The organism is Leeuwenhoekiella palythoae, assembly GCF_020310025.1.
Classification (GTDB): Bacteria; Bacteroidota; Bacteroidia; order Flavobacteriales; family Flavobacteriaceae; genus Leeuwenhoekiella; species Leeuwenhoekiella palythoae.
In genome coordinates, this window is sequence record NZ_CP084318.1 from 3,599,642 (window position 1) to 3,622,028 (window position 22,387).

12 protein-coding genes are annotated in these 22,387 nt (G+C 39.0%); 6 read left to right on the top strand and 6 right to left on the bottom strand.

The features are described 5' to 3' along the window. Positions 1 to 110: 110 nt before the first annotated feature. Complete coding sequence (locus LDL79_RS15405; protein WP_225598359.1) at positions 111 to 3,485, top strand: VCBS repeat-containing protein; 3,375 nt, start codon at positions 111 to 113, stop codon at positions 3,483 to 3,485. Here the strand turns inward: LDL79_RS15405 and LDL79_RS15410 are convergent. Further along, positions 3,482 to 7,537 carry a two-component regulator propeller domain-containing protein gene (locus LDL79_RS15410; protein WP_225598360.1) on the bottom strand — a complete coding sequence of 1,352 codons (4,056 nt, stop codon included), beginning with the start codon at positions 7,535 to 7,537 and terminating at the stop codon, positions 3,482 to 3,484. The two genes, LDL79_RS15405 and LDL79_RS15410, sit on opposite strands and share 4 nt — an antisense overlap. A gap of 214 nt (positions 7,538 to 7,751) precedes the next feature. Between LDL79_RS15410 and LDL79_RS15415 the strand changes: the two genes are divergently transcribed. Then, on the top strand, positions 7,752 to 9,332 hold the full coding sequence (locus tag LDL79_RS15415; RefSeq protein ID WP_225598361.1) for a glycoside hydrolase: 1,581 nt from the start codon (positions 7,752 to 7,754) through the stop codon (positions 9,330 to 9,332). A gap of 117 nt (positions 9,333 to 9,449) precedes the next feature. Here the strand turns inward: LDL79_RS15415 and cydB are convergent, their stop codons facing one another. The 4 genes from cydB to LDL79_RS15435 all read right to left on the bottom strand — a co-directional run bounded on the left by cydB (position 9,450) and on the right by LDL79_RS15435 (position 13,432). Next, on the bottom strand, positions 9,450 to 10,487 hold the full coding sequence (gene cydB, locus LDL79_RS15420) for a cytochrome d ubiquinol oxidase subunit II (RefSeq protein WP_072981868.1): 1,038 nt from the start codon (positions 10,485 to 10,487) through the stop codon (positions 9,450 to 9,452). 9 nt (positions 10,488 to 10,496) lie between these two features. Continuing rightward, complete coding sequence (locus LDL79_RS15425) at positions 10,497 to 11,879, bottom strand: cytochrome ubiquinol oxidase subunit I (protein WP_225598362.1); 1,383 nt, start codon at positions 11,877 to 11,879, stop codon at positions 10,497 to 10,499. Positions 11,880 to 12,049: 170 nt separating this feature from the next. Then, positions 12,050 to 12,931: a sterol desaturase family protein gene (locus tag LDL79_RS15430; RefSeq protein WP_225598363.1), complete on the bottom strand. Its 882-nt coding sequence runs from the start codon at positions 12,929 to 12,931 to the stop codon at positions 12,050 to 12,052. A 30-nt stretch (positions 12,932 to 12,961) separates the two neighbouring features. After that, positions 12,962 to 13,432, bottom strand: coding sequence for a DUF1572 domain-containing protein (locus tag LDL79_RS15435; protein WP_225598364.1), 471 nt, complete (start codon positions 13,430 to 13,432; stop codon positions 12,962 to 12,964). A 99-nt stretch (positions 13,433 to 13,531) separates the two neighbouring features. Between LDL79_RS15435 and LDL79_RS15440 the strand changes: the two genes are divergently transcribed. Next, complete coding sequence (locus LDL79_RS15440; RefSeq protein WP_225598365.1) at positions 13,532 to 14,485, top strand: lipid A-modifier LpxR family protein; 954 nt, start codon at positions 13,532 to 13,534, stop codon at positions 14,483 to 14,485. Here LDL79_RS15440 and LDL79_RS15445 read toward each other — a convergent pair whose 3' ends face one another. After that, positions 14,486 to 16,201, bottom strand: a complete 1,716-nt coding sequence (locus LDL79_RS15445; protein WP_225598366.1) for a SulP family inorganic anion transporter — start codon at positions 16,199 to 16,201, stop codon at positions 14,486 to 14,488. Positions 16,202 to 16,625: 424 nt separating this feature from the next. Here LDL79_RS15445 and tilS point away from each other — a divergent pair, with 424 nt between their 5' ends. Genes tilS through LDL79_RS15460 form a run of 3 tightly spaced genes read left to right on the top strand, consistent with a single transcriptional unit; the run spans position 16,626 to position 21,788 of the window. Beyond that, complete coding sequence (tilS, locus tag LDL79_RS15450; RefSeq protein ID WP_225598367.1) at positions 16,626 to 17,936, top strand: tRNA lysidine(34) synthetase TilS; 1,311 nt, start codon at positions 16,626 to 16,628, stop codon at positions 17,934 to 17,936. Then, positions 17,929 to 19,929: a protein-disulfide reductase DsbD family protein gene (locus LDL79_RS15455; RefSeq protein ID WP_225598368.1), complete on the top strand. Its 2,001-nt coding sequence runs from the start codon at positions 17,929 to 17,931 to the stop codon at positions 19,927 to 19,929. Before tilS ends, LDL79_RS15455 begins: the two co-directional genes overlap by 8 nt. A gap of 14 nt (positions 19,930 to 19,943) precedes the next feature. Then, complete coding sequence (locus LDL79_RS15460; RefSeq protein ID WP_225598369.1) at positions 19,944 to 21,788, top strand: CocE/NonD family hydrolase; 1,845 nt, start codon at positions 19,944 to 19,946, stop codon at positions 21,786 to 21,788. The last annotated feature ends 599 nt before the right edge of the window (positions 21,789 to 22,387 follow it).

Consider the following 22,387-nt stretch of genomic DNA (forward strand, 5'->3'; position numbering starts at 1 on the left):
TTTTATTCGCACAATTGTTCAAGAAAAAAATCAGCTTAAAGTAAGCAACAAGAATAAGCTTTCTAGCACCATAAATATCAATAGTATATAGATACAAAATTCCTCTGGTCATGACACGGTATAATTTCTTTTTTGGAATTTTTTGCACTTGCTTTCTTCTGTTATCTTGTGAAGAAAAAAAGCTTTTTACTGAAATTGATGTTCAAAAAGCAGGTCTGAATTTTGAAAACACACTCACAGAGACCGATGAGCAAAATGTGATGACCTACGAATATTTCTATAACGGTGGCGGCGTTGCTGTTACAGACTTTAATAACGATGGATACGCCGATGTATATCTTTCAGGAAATCAAGTCAAGAATAAATTGTTTCTCAATCTTGGCCAGTGGCAATTTAAAGAAGTAACAAATTCAGCTCAACTTAATGAGAAAGAAGGCTGGAAAACAGGAGTCACCGCTGCTGATGTAAATGGTGACGGCTTGATGGACCTTTATTTATCCTACTCCGGAAATGCAAAAGGGGAAGGTCATACAGAACCTATCAAAAAGGATTATATGGGAAGATCTAATGCACTGTTCATTAATCAAGGGAATAACGCAGAGGGCATTCCGGTTTTTAAAGAAATGGCAAAAGAGTACGGTTTAGATGCACCCGGAACCTTTAGCACGCAAGCTTATTTTTTGGACTATGATTTAGATGGAGACTTAGATTTGTTTCTACTCAATCACGCCAATAAATTTTACAACACGCTTTTAAATGTCAAAACGCTGAGAAATATCAGACATCCTTATTACGGTAATAAACTCTTTGAAAATAGAGGAAACACGTTTGTTGAGGTTTCAGAGGAATCGGGTATCAAGGGTACCGGAATAAATTTCGGACTCAGTGCTTCAGTAAGCGATCTAAACAATGACGGCTATCCTGATATCTATGTGACCAATGATTATGTAGAGCAGGATTTTTGTTATATCAATAACCGGGACGGAAGCTTTAAAGAAGTTTCAAAGTCAGCATTCGGGCATTTATCAAAATTTTCGATGGGTTCTGATATTGCCGATTTAAACAATGATCAAAAGCCTGATGTTTTTGTTCTTGATATGTTACCAGAGGACAACTACCGTCAAAAAGTACTTAAGGGTCCTGATCAATTCAATAGAGAACGTACCCTTGTTGATAGCGGTTATTATCATCAATATATGCGCAATACACTTCAATTAAACCGAAGTGTTGCGGCAGATTCAAGTCTAGCTTTCAGCGAACAAGCACAACTCTCCGGCATTTCAAATACCGATTGGAGCTGGGCACCCTTACTGGCCGATTTTGATAATGACGGTCTTAAAGATATTTTTATTACTAATGGCTATTTGAGAGACTTCAGTAATCTCGATTTTACTAATTATACCGTAAATGAGGCGATAAGTCAAGCACAGCAAAATAATACCAATGTAGATATTGGACTTTTGGTGAGTAAAATGTCCTCGACCAAAGTTTCTAATTATATCTATCAAAATAAGGGTGAAGCGCATTTTGAAAATAAGACGGCAGCTTGGGGTTTTGAGAAGAAAACAGTTTCTAATGCCGCTGCTTATGCCGATTTTGATAATGACGGAGATCTTGATTTAATCGTAAATAATCTCAATGCTCCAATTGGTTTGTATGAGAATACCGCTGAAAAACTCAAAAATCATTATTTGAAGATTGAGCTTAAAGGTGCTTCAAAAAACACTAAAGCCCTAGGAGCAAAAATTTTGCTTCAATTGAATGATAGCACGAGCATTTTTCAAGAGGCCTATTACGGTAGAGGGTATCAAGCTTCGGTAGAACCGGTGTTGACCATTGGTTTAGGAAATGCTCAAATCGTCGAAGAACTCAAAATCATATGGCCCGGTGGAAAAATTTCAACGCTTAAAAATGTACAAAAAGATCAAACACTAGTTATTGATGAGAAGGATGCTATTTCAAATTTTGATTCCGTTTCTGGAGAAACGAATACACTTTTAAAAGATGTAACTGCGGCATCTAAGCTAAGCTATACCCATCAGGAAAATTCATATCAAGACTTTAATAATGAGAATTTAATTCTCTATAGAGCATCCATGCTGGGCGGTAATGCCAGTGTCGCTGATCTCAACAACGATGGTAATGACGATATCTATTTTGAAGCTGCAAAAGATCAACCGGCAGTATTATATCTGGGAAAACCAGACGGTACGGTGGAGATCTTTAATGACAATCAACCCTGGCTTGATCCTCAAGCAATAACACAAGAAGATTTAGCATCCCTGTTCTTTGACGCTGATAGAGACGGTGACTTAGACTTGTATGTGGTGAGCGGAGGAAATGAAGAATTTAATGGAAATGATTTCTATCAAGATCGGTTGTATCTTAATGATGGCGATGCAAAATTTTCGGAAGCGAAAGATGCTCTACCCGATATGCGTTTTAGCGGAGGAACCGTAAAAGCTGCAGATTTTGACAATGATGGAGATCTAGACCTATTTGTAGGAGGCAGAATAAGCGGAAAGAATTACCCAATGAGTCCTAAAAGTATGTTGCTTGAAAATACGAGTAACAAGCAAAAGGTTGCCTTTAAAGAAAAACGCAATTATGATATAGAAAACCTAGGGATGGTTACTGATGCGGTTTGGGATGATCTTAATGAAGATGGTTTACCAGACCTCATTGTGCTAGGAGAGTGGATGCCGGTTACGATCCTTCTCAATACCAATGGAAATCTGTCAAAAAGTGAAGATTATAATTTAAATAACAGCACAGGTTGGTGGACTAGCATTGTTCCTTTTGATTTTGACAATGATGGCGACACTGATTATTTATTGGGAAATATGGGGCTCAATTCGCAATTGAAAGCTTCGGTAGAAGAACCTATGCGCTACTATGTTCAAGATATTGATAATAATGGGCGAATTGATCCTATCTTATCGTACTACATTCAGCATAAAAATTATCCATTACCCGGTCGTGACGAACTTCTAGCGCAAGCTCCAGGATTGAAAAAACACTTTCCGTACTATGAAGATTACGCTAAAACCACTACAGAAGAATTACTCGAAGTGGCACAAATCAAACCCCGATTTATTCTTGATATTAAAGAATTGCGCTCTTCGGTATTAGTAAATTCGGGTAAGGGGTCATTTGATTTGTTGCCTTTACCCAAAGCAGCACAAACTTCAGTAGTGCAAGATTTTATTATAGAAGACTTTAATAATGATGGTATAAAGGAAGTCTTGGCAGCGGGTAATTTCTTTCCATTTAAAATAAGCTTAGGACAGATGGATGCTTCCTTTGGTAGCTTACTTCAATTTAAAAACGGGAAGTGGTTTTCACTTAAAGAAACTGCACAGTTAAGCTTGCGAGGTGATATTCGCGACCTTAATACACTGCATTTTGCTTCGGGGGTAGAGAAACTTTTAGTTACTCTTAATAATGATTCAGCTAGTTTGCATCGCTTTCCAGAATCGAATTAAGACTTAAACTCAGAAGGCAATTTGCCATACATTTCTTTAAAGATCTTTCTAAAATATTTTGGGCTGTTAAAACCAACTTCGTAAGCCGCTTGAGAAACGGAGTATTCCTGATTCTCGATCAGATCTGCGGCTTTTTCCAGTTTTAAATTACGCGTATATTCATTGATACTGTAACCGGTAATTGATTTCAATTTTCGGTAAAGTGAGGTGCGGCTCATTCCAAGCTCTTTAGCGATATCAAAAACATTTTCGTTTTCACTACCAATATTCGCGTGAATGATCGCATCTAGTTTTGCTAAAAATTCTTTTTCCTTGTTCAGTGCTGGGGAATTGTTTTCTTCTGGCTGCTGCTTCATTTCTTTGGTTTGCAAAAAGCGCTGAACTGCCTCGCGATTGCGTAAAAGGTTTGAGATCCTTGTTTTTAATAATTGAGGCTGAAAGGGTTTAGAGATGTAATCATCAGCGCCTTCTTCATACCCCGTCTTTAAGCTTTCCAGATTACCTTTTGCAGTAAGTAGAATAATAGGAATATGACTTGTCGCGAGATCATTTTTCAACGCACGGCAGAGATCGATCCCGGTCTTTTTGGGCATCATGATATCTGAAATAATAAGGTCAGGAACAAATTTTTGCGCCTTTTTGATACCTTCTTCACCATTATTCGCAAAGACGAGATCATAATTTCCTTTTAAAATTTCATCTAAAAAATTAAGTATATCAGGATTGTCATCGATCACCATTACTAAAGCCCTGTTTTCAGCGGAAGCAATAGACTTAGTATTATCTTTTTCGGCATTTACAACCTCCGTAGTTAAGTGCAAATCTTTGGCCTCTAAAGAAGTTTCCTCTTTTGCTGTTGCCGTAGAAATAGTTTCCGCTTCAGGAATTAACTTCGGAATTTCAACCATAAAGGTTGTTTTGACGTGGGGTGTACTGGTTACTTTTAGACTTCCGTTATGCAATTCAGCAAAGCGTTTGGACAGTGCGAGACCAATACCGGTTCCACTTTTTTGAATTGCCGTTTCAGAACGGTAGTACCAGCTAAAAATTTCTTCTAATTCTTGTGGGGCGATCCCTGCACCATTATCACTTACGGCAATATCCAGTGTGTACTTATTGATGTATAAATGAACTTCAATGCTACCATCATCATCACAATATTTAATAGCATTAGACAGCAAATTGTTTATAATGACCTTGAGTTTTTCGATATCAAAAAGATAACGTTGTTCAGACTCTTCAATAAACGTACGGATTGTGATGTTTTTATCAATTGCAAGAGGAGCATAGTTTTTAACCCATTTCTTCAGATTCGCAGAAAGATTATGATCGCTCAAATTAAGTCTGCTCAAGCCTTCTTCAGACTTTCTGAACTCTAGCAATTTGTTGATCGCAGCAGATAATTTTTTTGCGTTTCGGTTTATGATATTCAATTGTTTTTTGAGGCTGCGATTGTTAGCATCTGTAATCAAATTATCAAGCGGAGCAAGAATCAACGTGAGCGGTGTTTTTAATTCATGCGAAAAAGCGGTAAAAAAGCGCAAACGTTCTTCGTTGAGTTCGTGCTCTAATTGCCGCTGCTGTTGCTCTAGAATTAATCTGTTTTTGAGTTTTAAACGTTCAGAAAAATAGCGCGAGATCAGATAAATAATGAGTACAAGTGCTAAAATATAGATAACATAGGCCAGCGGTGTTTTCCAAAAAGGAGGATGTACGGTTATTGCCAGCGTTTTGAGTATTTCTTTACCAGAGCTTGATTCGGTTTTTACTTTAAGGATATAATCACCGGGAGGAACTCCTGTAAAGTTGGCAATTCCCTCTTGTGTGTCTATCCAGAAGTCGTTGTAGTTTTCAAGTTTATACGAATATGAAAGCGTATTCCCCAATGGGTATTTTAATGCGGTAAAATGAATAGAAAAGGCGTTCTGAAAATAGTCAAATTCTAACGCATCTTGGTAGGTAATCGCTTTTTGTAAAACCGAATTTTCTTCGGGAGTAATTACTTTGTTCAGTACATTGAGCTGTTTAAAAACAATGTTCTGATCACCTTCTAAGCGTTCAAGTTCGCTTACATCAATAACTTGAAGACCTTTTAAACCACCCACAAAAACTTTTCCGTCAGTTGTAGAAGCTATAGGCCCAACACCTTCATTTTGCACATTGCGTAGCGCTGTAAAGTTTTTGAACACATTGTTCTTCAGATCAAAACGGTCAATACCGGTGTAGGTGCCAATCCATACAAATTGATCTTGCTGAAGCAACAAGCTGTTTATGGTGTTGTTACTCAACCCATCATTTTCACTGTAGCTTTTAACTGTTTCATTTTTGGGATCAAAGATTTTAAGACCGTTATAACGCGTTCCTAAAAGAATGGTTGAATCGTCTACAATTTCTAAAGTGAAAAAAATATTGGTGTTTAGGTTCTTGATATTATCGCTGTTGTAATAAATAGCGCTTCCATCAGATGGATTATACCTAATAAGGCCTGAACCAAAAGTGGCTAGCCATAAATACCCATCATGTTCTTCAATATCCCGAATGTCTAGCTTTTCTAGATCAGAAACATAAATGAAGTCTTCTAGAGAATCATCATATTTAAAAAGTCCGCCGCGATTGGTTCCAACCCAAAGGGTACCATTTTTACTTCTAAATAAGGTGCGCACATCGTTACCGTCTTGCTGGCTTCCTTGAAGAAAATACGTCGACTCACCGGTTTTATGATTGAGATAATTTAATCCTTTTTGATAAGTACCTACCCAAATATGCTCATCACCATCTGGCAACAACGCGAGAATACTATTTCCAGAAAGTGGATTAGCAGAAGTACTCGACGAACTAAAGGTTTTAAGCTTTCCCGTATTGAGATCATACAGATCCAGCCCTTCGCCATCTGTACCTACCCAGACTTGCGTATTAGATTTTACAGCTATAGCACTCACGCGATCGTCACTAATCGCATAGGGGTAACTGCCATTCTCACTTATGGTTTTGGCAAATTCACCTTTTAAATTCGTGTAGTTTAATCCGGTAGGAGTACCTATCCATAAGCCTTGATCTTTGTCGATAAAAAGACTGGTAACAGACCTGTCAAAAACACTAGCACCGTCACTGGTAGGTTGATACCATTGGATATCCAGAGGAATATTTTCAGTCAACAGTGATCGCTTGTTTAAAATATTCAAACCGCCATACCGCGTTCCTACAAAAAGATTTCCCTGTTGATCATCAACGATAGATAAGATATCACTATCACTCAAACCTGAGGTTGATGTGTTTTCTTTACTTAAAAATTTATAGTTTCCAGTAGGAGTGATTACGACTAGACCCCTATTGGTCGCGCCCCAGAGATTTTGTGCTCTATCAATATATACTTGATAAACGGTAGCGTTTTTTAATTGTGGAATATCGACAACTTCAGATGTGTATATTCCTTGCTCACGGGTGATTTTGTTGAGTCCTTTATCATAGGTTCCTACCCACAGTATAGAGTCACCTTGTGCTGCGATTGACGAGATTTCGTTAGAAGATAAGGCTTCACCGTCTTTACTCAAGCCTATGGTTTCAAATGCTAGAGAAGACAGGTATTGAATTCCACCGCGATAGGTGCCAATGATAGGTTGCTGTTGCTCATTTAATGTCAAAGCACTCACACTATTGTTCAATAAACCTTCGGTGGTGGTAAGCACTTTAAAAGTTTCTGTTGTCAAGTCGTAGATATTAAGACCTGCATCGGTTGCAATAAGCAACCTGTTGTTATCTAAAAGCTGTAATTCTTGAATGTAATTATTAGAGACTCCGGTTTTTTCATCTGCAATATTCTTTCGGAATTTTAAAAACTGCATCCCGTCATATCTATTCAAACCGTCATAGGTTGCGATCCATAAAAAACCTAAGGAATCCTGAGTAATATCATTGATGACATTATTAGACAGACCATCGCTGGAGTTAATTTGATAGAAATACAGATCACTATATTCTTGAGCGTCCTTTTGAGCGCTTACAGAAAGTTGAAAACCTAAATAAATCAGAACACTTAGTAAAGCTGCTCTCATACAAAAATCATATTTGTGTGTGTAAACTTTAAACAAGGTAAAAAAAAGGGATGCCTCATCCCAGTGTTTATCTATGTTGAACAATTAGCACCGCACTTTCAACCAATTTATACCGCATCTTACTCAATCGAAATAGTGAAAATTGTATGCAACAAAAGTAGTAGTTAAAATCACTTTTGAATACCGAATGGATATTAAAATTTAAAAACCTGTTTTGAAGCTTAAATTTGTTAAAATAGTACTTTTTGTTTTCGCGTTAGGCGGAATTATTGCCTTTGCAAGTTTCAAGCTTAAAAAGAGTGATCAAGCTACGGGACCCATTGAAGAAACTGTTGAGCTTCATCTGAATCCTGAAGAAACCTTTCAAAAGATTGACAATTTTGGTGCTTCAGATGCGTGGTCTGTACAATTTGTTGGAAAAAATTGGCCTATACATAAACGCGAGCAAATAGCTGATCTCTTATTCAGTACGCAAATGGATCAAGAGGGAAATCCTAAAGGAATAGGTCTTAGCTTATGGAGATTGAATTTAGGAGCCGGAAGTGCAGAACAAGGAAAGTCTAGCGGGATTCGCGATGAATGGCGCAGAGCTGAAAGTTTTCTTACGGAAAATGGCGCCTATGACTGGACTAAACAAAGCGGACAAGTTTGGTTTGCGAAAGCGGCAAAAGAGCGTGGTGTTGAGCAGCTACTTCTTTTTTCTAACAGTCCGCCGGTTGAATTCACCAATAACGGAAAAGCATATACCAGCAATAAAAAAGAAAGTAATCTCCCTGTAACTAACACCCAAGCCTTTGCTAAATACCTGGCAGATGTGACCGAAGGATTTGATACGATGGGACTTGAAGTTGATTATATCAGTCCGGTAAATGAACCGCAATGGGATTGGGCCGATGGTGGTCAGGAGGGCACTCCTTTTTGGAACGATCAGATTAAAGATTTGGTTGTGGCACTCAATCAAGAATTGAAATCGCGTAAGCTACAACATACCTTGATTGATATTCCAGAAACGGCGCAACTCAATTACCTTTTTGAAAACGGAAACAAAGCAGGTAGAGCAGATGTGATCCAAACCTTTTTTGATGAAAATTCAAGCGAATATGTAGGCGATCTTGAGTACCTGAGCAGGTCGGTTTCTGCGCATAGTTATTTTACGACTTCGCCTTTTGAAAGTCTGGTTAAACAGCGTAAAACACTTTTTTACGCAGTAAACAAAATTCCAGATCTTCATTTCTGGATGAGTGAATATTGTATTCTTGGCGATAATGCGGGCGAGATTGAAGGTAACGGCAGAGATCTTGGGATGACTTCGGCGCTGTATATGGCCAAAGTAATCAATACTGATCTTGTTGTGGCTAACGCGAGTGCCTGGCATTGGTGGACAGCAATTTCCCCGTATGATTATAAAGATGGCTTGATTTATATTGATAAAAATAAAAATGACGGTGCTGTTCTAGAGAGTAAAATGCTATGGGCGCTTGGTAATTATAGCAGATTCATTCGCCCGGGATATACACGTATTCGCATTGAAGATCTTGAAGCAAATGCGCTGGATGAGAACTTTTTATATTCTGCTTTTAGAAGTCCGGAAAAAGATAAAACCGTACTAGTTTTTGTAAACGACAGCAATACAAATAAAGCAATTACGCTGAGCAACTATACCGAATCGTATGACGCAAAAAGTTATGTAACTTCAGCAGATGCAAATCTTGAATTGACGCCAATACAAACCAAAAACGGATTTGAGATTCCCAAAAAAGCGGTAGTTACCCTAGTACTCGAAACCAAAAATTAACAAGACACTGTTTAAAGGTTAATTGTAAGTGTGTTTTATACCTTGAGCAGCAAAGAGCCCCTTTACTAGGGGCTTTTTTTATGCTATAAAATCCGCTTAATTCTTATTCAGATGCGTTTAGTAACTGTGATCGTCTAGTTTGACCTTTCCTCTGAAAGTTCGGTAAACGAAAAAGGTGTAGCCCAAAACTAAGGGGCCTCCAATAGCTACAAATAAGAGCATAATTCCCAGAGAGCGCTCAGAAGATGCAGCTTCATAAACATCCAGACTGTATTTAGGATCAACCGTTGAAAAAAGCAGGTTGGGATACAGCTCTACGGCAACCAATACCAGTAATAAACTTATGGTGAGTGACGAAAAGAAAAATGCCAGTTTATAATTCTTTTTACTCGCCAAACGCGGTACGTTAGCAATACTCAAAAAGGTGAGCACAGGAACGGCAAATAGGATAGGAGCACTTTTAAAATCATCAGATAAATGCGGAATGTAAAGCAGCGTGTAGAGCGTGGTGATCGCAAAGCTTACCATAAAAAAGATCATTCCTTTTTGCAGCAGATTTGTAAGCTGATCAAACATTGCTCCTTCGGTTTTAAGTAAAAGATAAATCGCTCCGTGTGCCATGAATAGGGCGAGTGTCGTCACACCGGTCATTATCGCATACGGATTCAAAAACTCAAAAAAGCCTGATCCTGTGTATTGATAATTTTCACCTATAGCAAAACCTTGCAGCACATTTCCTAAAACAACGCCTAATAAAAATGCGAGCATAATACTTGAAATGCTGTAACTCACATCCCAAAGTCTTCGCCACCAAAGCATTTCTTCTTTTCCTCTAAATTCAATGGAAATTGCTCTGAAAATAATAAAGATCAAAAACAGCATAAACGGGATATACAATGAAGAAAAAAGTGTAGCATACATCACTGGGAACCCTGCAAATAAGGCTCCGCCGCCAATCACTAGCCAAACTTCATTACCATCCCAAACAGGACCAACGGCATTAAGCGCGATACGGCGATTCAACTCCTTTTTAAAGAATAAATGCCAAGCACCCGCACCAAAATCAAAACCATCTAAAATCGCATAGCCTGAGAATAAACCACCAATTACTAAAAACCACCAGGTGGGATAATCTATACCTAAAATTGTTTCCATACTATTCTGTTATCCTGTTACTACTTCACTGATCTCTTTAGTTAACGGTCGGTCGTCATCTTCGTCATTAGCCTCTTCATAAGGTCCGTGTTTTATTTTTTTATTCAGTAGATAGACAAAGAGTAAAAAGAGTAGGGCGTACACCGCAAAAAATAGAATGAGCGAAAACAACACCTGATTTGCTGTGACTGCCTGTGAAAAAGCTTCATTGGTACGCAATAGACCGTACACAACCCAAGGTTGCCTTCCCATTTCCGCTGAAAACCAGCCTACTTGATTGGCGATCTGCGGAAGCAGTGCTGTAAATACAAAAACCCACAGCATCCATTTTTTAGTAAATAATTTCTTTTTCCACAGTAAAAACGAAGCATATAAGGTAAGCGCGATCAAAAACATTCCGATGGCAACCATAAGATGATAAAACTGAAAAACAGCATTTACTTGAGACGGGCGCTCATCTTCGGGGAAAGCATTTAAACCGGTTACGGGAGCTTCGAAATCCTGATCTAATAAAAAGGAAAGTCCGCCGGGAATCGCTAAACCAGTCACTTCTTGCTTCTCTTGATCTACCCAACCGAACAAATACATATCAGCCGCAGCGCTTTCGTCATAATGCCCTTCTAGTGCAGCTAATTTTGCCGGTTGATGTTCTGCTACAACTTCCGCCGAAGCGTGTCCTGCTACAAGCTGTGCCAGCGAAGTAATGGTTGCGATTACGAGTGTGATCTTAAATGCTTTTTTTGAAATGCTCACGTAACGTCCTTTTAAGATGTAATAGGCGTGCACACTAAGAATTAAGAATACTCCCGCAAGAAAAGCACCCAGCCAAACGTGCCAAATACGTTCTACACTCGATGGATTGAAAACCATTGCCCAAAAATCAGTGATCTCTGCGCGGGCTTGCATACCTTCTCCTACAATGTGGTACCCAGCCGGCGTTTGTTGCCAGCTGTTTGCGACTACGATCCAGATTGCAGAAAACATAGAACCTAGAAATACGCCGATTGTTGAAACCAAATGAACCCAAGGTTTAACGCGGTTCCAGCCAAAAAGTAAAACGCCAAGAAAACCACTTTCAAGAGCAAAGGCAAAAATACCTTCGGCAGCGAGCGCGCTACCAAAAACATCTCCTACATAACGGGAATAGGTGGCCCAATTGGTACCGAATTCAAATTCCATTACGATACCGGTAACGACACCAATCCCGAATGTGAGTGCAAAGATTTTAGTCCAAAATTTTGCGAGAATATGATAATCTTCCTTTTTTGTTTTAACGTATAAACTTTCAAAAACCACCATTAAAAGGCCTATTCCTATGCTCAAAGGCGGATAGATATAGTGAAAAGCTACTGTAAAGGCAAATTGTATTCGGGCGAGAAGTTCTACATCCATGAGAGCAGGTATTGGAGAATTTTAGCAAAAGCGATACGCTGCTTTTACTTGCTATAAAATTACAACCCAATCTTGGTTTGGACCGCCGGAAACACTAGGTTTTCTTGTTAAAAGTCTTTCATAAATTTTGAAAATTCGTGCCATCCAATGGTCGAAGAATTGGAGTAGATCTACTTTTGAGAATGCTCTTTAAAAGGGTAGGTGAGTTGTCCCGTAAAATCGTGCGGGAAGCGCTCATCGCCATCAAAACCTATCTCTATATCTTTTCCGCTTTTAGGAACGTATGCGGTGCCAAAAAGATAGTCCCAAATGCTCAAACTCAAACCGAAATTCATGCCATACTTATGCTCCGGTGGAAGTGCCTTAGCGTGATGCCAAATGTGCATACGCGGATTATTCAACACATAACCCAGCGGACCGTAACTCCAATCGAGATTGGCGTGGTTTAAATGCCCGATAAACACCGAAAACATATGCACTACAAAAAATTGTTCGATCCCAAAACCTATCATCGCCAGCGGAATATACTGCGCGCTTTTATAAACTAGAGTTTCTACAAAATGAAACCGAAACTGCGCGGCAAAACCCATTTCTTTGACGCTGTGATGCACTTGATGAAATTTCCACAACCACGGTACACGATGTAGCATTCGGTGTACATTCCACTGGATAAAATCAGCGATGATAAACATGATTAAAAGTTGGGCCCACACCGGAAAGTCCTGAACCTCGATCGCCACCAGATTATCTATTCCGAAAAGTCCTAAAAAGTCATTGAAGAGTTCAACACCTACATTAGAAAGCGCGTTATAACCAATTAAAGAGAAGAGAAAAAAATTGAAGATCATATAAAACGCATCAAGCCAAAAACCCCTTCTAAAAATAGGCTGTTTTTTTCGCCAGGGAATAATGATCTCCAAAGCAAAAACAAGTAAAGACAATCCAAGCAGCCAGTAGAAATAGTTGGTCCACCCGGGATTGGTGATCTCTTCTATCAGGTAATTAAAATAACCCGTAAAAGAGTCCTGTATGATCTTTAGATATTTTTCCACGTATGATAGGTCGGTTTCAAGGCTTTAAAATTACGTTGATGCTTCGGTTTTTAGCAGCAGTACGATCTGTCCCAGGTGATAATAGCTGTGTTCAATAAGTGCCTCAATATTGCGTTTATAAGTTCCGTATGCTTCTTTCACAAAAATAGCGTCTAGTTGGGCATCGCTCAGCGGTTGGATTAATGCGATCAATTCTTCGGTATCTTTCCAGAAAAGTGCTAGAAAATTCTGCCACTCCTGATCATTTTGTAAAGGCTCAAAATTAAAACTAAATCGGTCGCTGATGCTAAGTTCACCTCTAAGAAAAACCTGCTTTACACCTGCGATATAATAATGAATGTGTTGCGCAAGAACCTCGACAGTATTGTACGATCTAATAGGTTTGGAAACCTGTGCCAATGAGGTCGTATTCAATTCCTTTTTAAAATTTGTGTTGGCGATCCAGGTACCATCAAGAATTACTTCCTGTAGTCTTTGCGCCAGAACTGCTGCTTGTGACATAGTTTTATAGAATGGAATTGTGCTTTTTAAATTTAATCAAATCTTGACATACCTATGAAAGCGGTTATGTTTAAATTTAAAACTGTTTAGTTTAGACCAATGAAGATTGTTAAAATCGGTATTGCCCTGTGGCTTTTTATGACTCCTTTTTTACTGAAAGCACAGCAAGACACCGCCTATAAATACGAAGTGCTGGCAGGTCACGATAATGATTTTACGATTTTTGGCACACGTACAGATTGGCATTATACATACGGAATTCATTTAGGTTTTGGTTGGCGACCCAAACAAACCAACTTAATCACTCAGCTTTTTCCGAATAAAAAGGCATTCAGTAATTATATAGCGGCGCATATTCAAGCATACACTCCAGATTATGCGCGTACCTATCAAATTGTAAAAACCAGACAGCCCTATGCCGGTTGGGGCTATTTAGATTTTGCGAATAACTACGGATTTGAAAACGCGTTTTTACAATTAAAAGTTGATCTGGGGATTTTAGGACCAGCTGTTCACGCCGGCGATATTCAGAATTTTATTCATCAAAAATTTTCTAAGGATATTTTTGTTGATCAATGGGAAGACCAGATCCCGAATCAGTTTGGTTTTAATTTGAGGGCTAATTATGCTCAGGATATTTTTACTGAAAAATGGCTCAACCTGTACAGTTTAAGCCGAATTTCCGCAGGAAATATCTTTACCTTTTTTGAGCAAGGTCTTTATTTTAGGTTTGGGCAGTTTAATGCAATTGGGCATTCTGTGGCACGGCAACAGAGTTTGCTAGGTAATGGTGAAACCGAAATTTTTCTCGAAGCCGGTTTTAATATGAATTTATCAGCATTTAATGCGACCATAGAAAACGCCAATGCGCAAGGCGAAAAAGTAGTTCCGCAAAATCTGGTAAATCACAGTATTTTAAATGGACACGTTGGTGTATTTTTTTCACAGAAACGCTATGCTATAGGTCTAAAATGGAATTATACCGAAGGTGAAATAAAAGGAAATGAACCACACCAGTTTGCGATCCTGGCCGGTACCTATAAGTTTAAATAGTTAGAATTTTTGTCGAGAGACGCGATCTTCAATTTCGGTACGCGGATGTACGCCGTCAATAAATTCAACAGCTTCCACAACACGAACAAATAAGTTTTCGGCACCTAGTAATTCGGTTACTCCGGTTTTAAATAGGATATCTCGTGTAGGGCCTGTGGCAGCGGCGATCATCAGCGTGATTTCCTTTTGACGCAGTTCTAAGATCACAAATTTTAAAATGTAAATCGCACTGCTGTCAATGTAATTGATCGCTTCGGCATTAATGATGATCGTTTTGAGGTCCGGTCCTTTAGCTTTAATGTGTTTTTTCAACTCCTTATAGAAATAATCTTTATTTCCGAAGAATAACTGCGCATCAAAACGCACGACAAGGATGTCTTTTCGGTCAATAATATCGGTTGCAAAACGGTTGATATTCTTAAAATAAGTAGTGCCTTTAATTTGACCCAAAACAGCCATATGTGGTTTTGAAGTTCGATAAACCATTAGCAGTAATGAAAATAAAACGCCAAGAATGATTCCTTCTTGAATGCCTACAAACAGCGTAATGATAAATGTAGTCACTAAAAGAAAAAACTCATCCTTTTGGTTTTTATAGAGCTCCTTTGGATATTTTAAATCGATCAGACTGGTGATCGCAAGCATAATGATCGAAGCCAAAATTGCATTAGGCAAATAGTAAAACACCGGTGTGAGAAAAAGCAATGTGAGTGCAACAAGACTGGCACTTATGAATGCCGCTATACCTGTTTTTGCACCGGCTTGAAAGTTTACAGCGGTCCGGCTAAAACCCGCGGTGGTGGGATAACATTGAAACAGCGAACCGATTATATTCCCGGTTCCTAATGCGATAAGTTCTTGATTGGGCTTTATCGTATTGGATTTGACCTTTTCTTCTAAGGCTTTACCTATGGAAACAACTTCCATAAAAGCAATAAGAGACATCGCCAGGGCAAGTGTAAAAAGCTGGCCGAGATCTTCCCAAGGCACTGTGGGAATATCAAAGCCGGGTAGTCCTTGCGGAATTTTACCTACTAATAGCAAACCATAATTAGTAAGTGGGGTAAAATAGGCCAGAGCGATTCCAAAAACCACCACCACAATAGCGGCCGGAATCTGGCTATTAATACGTTTGATCAAGAGCATAATGCCAATTCCTGTAAGGCCAACAGCCACTGCAACCGGATTGATCTGATCAAGTTGTGCCAACGTTTGCTTTATAATTGGCAAGGTCCTGTTGCTGGTGACGCTGATTCCTAACAAATGTTTAAGTTGTGTTATACCAATAATCAATGCCGCCGCAGAAGTAAAACCACTGATCACCGGCTTAGACAAAAAATTGACGAGAAAGCCCATTTTTAAAAATCCCATCAGGATCTGAATGATCCCAACAAATAGCGCAAGAAAGATCGCCATCGCGATGTATTCATCAATCCCGCTAAGCGAAAGCGCTCCCAATCCGGAAGGAATAATCAGCGAATCCATAGCCACAGGACCGATGGCAATTTGACGCGAAGTCCCCATTAAAGCATAAATGACTTGAGGTAAAAGAGCAGCATAGAGCCCAAAAACCGGAGGTAAACCAGCGATCATTGCGTATGCCATTCCCTGCGGAATCAACATAATTCCAACAGTTATTCCTGCTGAAATATCACCAGACAGATAACTTTTCTTGTAGTTTGGTAACCAGTCAAATATGGGGAAGAATTTCTTCAAATATTCAATTTTAGAACCACAGCCAAAGCGATACTGCCTTGAGACGTAGTTCAATGTTAAAAACTAATTTCATCGTGTACCTTCGGCCTTGCCTCGAGGTTTAATATCGGCAAATATAGACCGTAGCTTTTGATGTGCTCGTAACTCTTGTTACAAAGCATCAGGATTAAAAATACAATTTTAAGCGTATCAAATGACCGCTTCGGCTTCCATTCCTTGTTAAATAGAAACTAAATAAACTTGCGCTGAGCTTTGCTGCAAAACAGGCCTTAAATTGTATATTTACTCGATAATCAAGAGCGCAAACACCTAGAAAAAGCGTACTAGTAAAACATTTTACTTTTACGTCCAACTAAAGGCTGGGCAACGTCGCTGATTTGGTTTGAAATTTTAAAAGCGTATAGCGAGAACACCAAGTGTTTTTATGATCAAAAGGTTTAATCAGCATATAGAATCTCAGTTTAATGGATTGAAACAAACTTCGGTTTTGTTAGCGATAAGCGGGGGATTAGACAGTGTGGTTTTGGCCTATTTATTAAAAGCTTGTGATGTTGATTTTGAGATGGCGCATTGCAATTTTAAGCTGCGCGGAAGCGAGAGCGATGCAGATGCGGTTTTTGTTGAAAAACTAGCCGAAGCATTACAAGTTAAGTTGCATCTTCAAAATTTTAATACCGAAGCGTATGCTAAGGATCAAAAGGTTTCCATTCAAATGGCAGCGCGCGAATTGCGGTATCATTGGTTTGAGGAGCTTTGTCAAAAAAATGGGTTAGCGCATATCGCTACTGCGCACCACGCAAAAGATGATCTTGAGACTTTTCTCATCAACCTAAGTCGAGGTTCAGGAATAGATGGGCTCACTGGCATTACTGCGCATAATGAGCAATTAATTCGTCCCTTGTTACCGTTCAGCAGAGTAGAGATTCTAGCGTATGCAGAGGCCAATGAGATCAAGTGGCGAGAAGATAGCAGCAATGCTTCAGATAAATATTTGCGCAATCATTTACGACATCACGCTATTCCTGCGATAGAAGAAGCAGCCCCCCAATTTTTAAATCAGTTTCAGAAGAGTCAACAGCATTTAAAAGAAGTTGCACTTCTACTTGAAGATTACACGGCAATGCTGTTTTCTCAGATCGTAAATCAGTCTTTTAAAGGCTACGAATTAAATATTCAGAAGCTGAAGCAGACGCCAAATACCAAGGCGGTCTTGTATCAATTACTTAAGGATTTTGAATTTACGGCTTGGGATGATATTTATGATTTGCTAGATGCTGAACCCGGTAAATATGTTTCCGCAAAAAATCACCGTCTTATAAAAGATCGCGAGGTATTACTACTTACAGAACACAAAAAAACACACGAAGTTGTTTTATGGAATGAGGAAGACGCAAACCTTGTTCTAGACAATCTAAAGATCAAAAAAGAAGCTGTAGATCAATTTTCAAAAACAACGGCAACCGAAGCTATTTTTGATAAAGACCAATTAGATTTTCCGCTTAAATTAAGAAAATGGGAGGAAGGCGATTGGTTTTATCCATTTGGCTTAAAAGGGAAAAAGAAGCTTAGTAAATTCTTTAAAGACTTAAAATATTCGACTCTAGATAAAGAGTCAGTTTGGCTTCTGTGTAACGACCAAGACATCATCTGGGTCGTAGGAGCACGAACTGACGATCGCTATAAAGTAACCCCTAATACTTCTCAATTTTTAAAAATTACCGCATACTATGATTAAATACGGCTTTCTTCTTGTAACGCTATTGATCTCGCTCACAGGAAATGCACAAGCTTTTGGACCTTCAGCCGGAGCACAAAATCCGGCGCAATGGACGGCTCAAGTAGATAAAACAAGTGAATCTGAATATACATTGTTATTAAATGCGAGCATTGAGCCCGAATGGCATGTGTATTCGCAGTTTACAGATCCCGGCGGATCTTTACCTTTAGAATTAGAATTCCTCGAAGCCGGTAAAGCTTATTCCTTAGAAGGACCTACCGTAGAAAGTGAGACCACAACAGCTTACAGTGAGATCTTTGAGGTAGATGAAACATTTTTCTCAGAAACCGCGCAGCTTTCCCAAAAGATAAAAGCTGAAGAAACCACTGAATTTGTCAAGCTGATCTTGAAATATCAGGTGTGTAAAGAAGTGTGTATCAACGAGGAAAAATACATTGTATTTGACCTCGTCAAAGAGAACGGAAAGGTTTTTAAAGACTTCAATGATTTTCAGGCGTATGGTAGCGTTCAGGAAGAAGTAGAAAAGATTGAACCGGTAAAAGAGGTTGTAAAAAAAGAAGAAAAACAAGATTTATGGACGATCTTTTTTGTTGCGTTTGCAAGCGGATTTTTGGCATTGCTTACACCTTGTGTATTTCCAATGATTCCTATGACGGTAAGCTTTTTTACCAAGCAGAGTAAAAATCTTGCAGTCGGTCGTAGAAATGCCATTTTATACGGGATTTTCATCGTGGTAATCTACGTATTGCTTGGATCATTGGTTACCGGGATTTTTGGCGCAGATGCCTTAAACGCTTTATCAACCAACGTTTGGTTCAACTTGATATTCTTTTTACTCCTCGTAATTTTTGCAGTTTCGTTCTTTGGTGCTTTTGAAATTATGTTACCCAATTCTTGGGCTAACGCCGTAGACCGAAAAGCAGATCGCGGTGGAATTATAGGTATCTTTTTTATGGCCTTGGCTTTAGCCATTGTAAGTTTCAGTTGTACCGGACCCATTGTAGGAACCTTATTAGTACAAGCCGCATCAGAAGGTGGTCTGGCGCCCATTTTAGGAATGCTTGGGTTTTCATTAGCTATCGCGATTCCGTTTGCTTTGTTTGCCTTATTCCCCGGGTTGATGAATTCTTTACCCAAATCAGGAGGCTGGCTCAATTCAGTAAAAGTGGTTTTAGGATTTTTGGAGTTAGCACTAGCGTTTAAATTTCTATCCAATGCCGATTTGGTTTTACAGGCACATATTTTAGAACGCGAAGTATTCTTAGCGATTTGGATTGCTATTTTTGGTGCCATGGCATTTTATCTTTTCGGAAAAATTAGATTATCGCACGATAGTCCGTTGCCGCATATTTCTTCAGGAAGATTGATTTTAGGGCTTTTCGTCCTATCATTCACGCTGTATTTAATTCCCGGCTTGTGGGGTGCACCCTTAAAATTGATCAGCGGATTTCCGCCGCCATTAAATTATAGTGAATCGCCTTATGGTGTGGGATATTCTAAAGGAAGTGTTGCAGGTTTAACCGAAGGAGAACTACCGGAAGAAGCCGAACTTGGTCCGTATCAATTGGTGACTTTTACTGATTATGATGCAGGAATGGCTTATGCCAAAGCAGAAAATAAACCGGTACTAATAGATTTTACCGGCAAAGCCTGTGTTAATTGCCGCAAGATGGAAGAACGCGTTTGGGGTGAACCTCAAATCCTTGGAAAATTACAAAACGACGTGGTCCTTATTTCGTTATTTGTAGATCTAAAGGAAGAACTGCCCGAAGCAGAACAGTATGTAAGTAAAGTTACCGGCAAACGCATTCAAACCGTGGGAAATAAATGGAGCGATTTTCAGATTGAAAAATATCAGATCAATGCGCAGCCCTATTATGTGTTGTTGGACCATAATGAAGACGAACTTAACACGCCTGTGGGCTACACGCCAGATGTAGATGAGTTTGAAGCTTGGCTCGAAGATGGAATCTCTAAATTCAATGATTAAATAAACACTACTAAATGAAAAAAGTCAAAAATCTAGTATTTGCGGTGCTTTTGCTTGTTGTGAGCAGCATACAAGCACAAACCGAAGAATATGTGCGCGAGCATTACGACAAGAAAGAAGTCAAAATAAAAATGCGTGATGGCGTGCTTTTGCATACAACAATTTATTCGCCAAAAGATAAGTCACAAGAGTATCCTATTTTGATGATGCGTACGCCCTACAGCTGCGCGCCGTATGGTGAAGAAAACTATAAAGGCAGAATAGGACCTAATAAATTTATGGTTGAAGAAGGTAACATCTTTGTACAGCAAGATGTGCGTGGCCGTTGGAATAGTGAAGGCGTTTACGATAATATGCGCGCGTATATTCCGAGTAAAAAAGGAAAACAAGTTGATGAAGCCAGCGATACCTACGATACGATTGATTGGCTCGTAAAGAATGTAGACAATAACAACGGAAATGTGGGAACTTGGGGAATTTCATATCCCGGTTTTTATGCGACGTATTCTTTGCTGAGTGAGCATCCTGCGCTCAAGGCAGTTTCTCCACAAGCATGTATTTCTGATTTTTTCTTTGATGATTTCCATCACAACGGAGCATTTCTAGAAAGCTACTGGAGAGCGATTTCGCTTTTCGGTTATATGAAAGAGGAACCGGTAACCAAGCCTTGGTATGCGTTTCCTGATCTTCCTACGCAAGATCAATATCAGTTTTTCTTAGATGCAGGTCCGTTGACCAATTTAGACGAGTATTACAAAGAAGATAATGTATTCTGGCAGCAAATTAAAGACCATCCTAATTATGATGAGTTCTGGAGAAGTCGCGGAATCATTCAGCATTTAAATGATATCAAGCCTGCCGTAATGGTTGTAGGCGGACTGTTTGACGCCGAAGATCTTTATGGACCTTTCAATACCTACAGAAAGATCGAGGAGACCAGTGATAACTATAATATCTTGGTTTACGGGCCTTGGAGTCATGGTGACTGGGCGCGTTCAAGTGAGCGCCAAGCTATAGGAAATGTATATTTTGGAGATAATCTTTCAAGAGATTTTCAGCAAAATTACGAGACGGTATTTTTCAATCATTTCCTGAAAAATGACGGTAAAGGAGCGATTGACTTCCCTGAAGCTTCTATGTATGATAGTGGTTCACGTGAGTGGGATAGCTATGCGCAATGGCCTCCAAAAGCAGCAGAAACTAAAAGTTTTTATTTAGGAGCAGATCAAAAACTTACTGAGAGCGCTTCGGCAGATTTTGAAAATGCTTTTGTAAGTGATCCTTCTAAGCCGGTTCCGTATTCTGAAGATATTAAAATGGTATTCACACCTAGAAAATATATGACCGACGATCAGCGATTTGCAGCGCGCAGACCAGACGTTTTAGTTTATGAAACCGAAGTTTTAGACGATGATATGACGATCACCGGTGAAATACTGGCTAAACTTCAGGTGGCTACCACAGGTACTGATGCAGATTGGGTAGTAAAAATTGTAGATGTGTATCCTGCAGGAGCAGAGGATTACCCAGAAACTCAAGACTACTTAAAAATGGATAATTACCAGATGATGGTGCGTAGTGAAGTAATGCGTGGACGTTTCCGTGAGAGTTTTAGTGAACCTAAAGCTTTTGAACCTAATCAAAAAACCGAAGTAGATCTGACTTTACAAGGGGTAAACCATACCTTCTTAAAAGGACATAAAATGCAAATTCAAATTCAGAGTACGTGGTTTCCGCTAATCGATCGCAACCCACAAACTTTTGTACCTAATATCTACAAAGCCGATGCGGAAGATTTTCAAAAGCAGACGCATACTGTTTTTGGAGACTCAGAAATTCAGTTTAAGGTTTTAAAGTAATTGAAATACTAAACTTGTTGTAAAAGCGCTCAGATCAGGTAAACGATTTGAGCGCTTTTTATATTTTGAAACATTGATGTTTAAAATGCGTATTAAAAACGTTAGTCTTGCAGAAGTAAATACACGCCTATAAAAGTTATCTTTTGGTTTATCTAAGAATTCTTTTTGTAATCCTTGTGTTACTCGAGTTGCGCTATAAAAAGTTCAAATCGGTAAAAGAACTGTGGCTGTGGTTATTTTTAGTAGCTATTTTCAGCTGGTTAGGTTACCTCATCTTTTTAATCTTCAGAAAAAGAATTCTCATCCGCAGGGACCGCTTCAACTTATCTTTCAAGAAAAGAGAGAAGAATCAAATAGAATAGGGGATTTGTACAAGAAATTGTTTTGCGCCCTAAGGTGTTGAATAGCAAATTTTACAGCGTAGAAATAGGCCTAAAAAAGAAAAACACCTTGCTTGCGCAAAGTGCCTTTCACCCCTAAATTGTCAATGACATCGTAAAGCTACAAAATTAATTTGCAACTCTTTCTGTTAAAATATAACTAAATCGTTTTATAATTTTTCGATTTTTTACAAATGGTGTAAAAAAGAAAAACACCCT